Raw genomic sequence first — 392 nt, forward strand, 5'->3', positions numbered from 1 at the left:
CCTCCCCTCCAGACGGAGTGCTCAGTAAGGTGGTGGCTGCGCGGTGCACGCGGGCACGGAAAGGTTTTCGGCCTGCTTGGAGTCGCAGTCGAGCAGCGACGCCAGACCGGTGAGGGGCTCCACCATGAGCAGGCTGCGAGGGCGGCCCGACTCCGCGTTGAAGTTGAGCTGCAGGTTGCCCGGGGCCGCGGCGGCGAGCGCCGCCGTGTTGTCGAGCTGACCCTGCATGCAGCCCAGGTTGCCGGGCCGCACCGCGCGGCCCATGCCTGGCAGGTAGCAGAGCCCGTGCACCGAGGCGGCATTCATGGTGTCCGGGATGATGACGTCGGGCCCTACCTCGGAGCAGCAGGCCGCGTTGGTCCGGCACGTGGCGTTGACGCAGGCAATCTGGG

The 392-nt window shown here is 69.9% G+C and carries 1 pseudogene; it reads right to left on the reverse strand.

What is annotated here, in order from left to right:
• Positions 1-21: 21 nt before the first annotated feature.
• Positions 22-392, reverse strand: a pseudogene (locus D7Y04_RS43490) (pilus assembly protein); the annotation flags it as partial.

The sequence above is a fragment of the Corallococcus sp. AB038B genome, from assembly GCF_003668955.1.
Classification (GTDB): Bacteria; Myxococcota; Myxococcia; order Myxococcales; family Myxococcaceae; genus Corallococcus; species Corallococcus exiguus.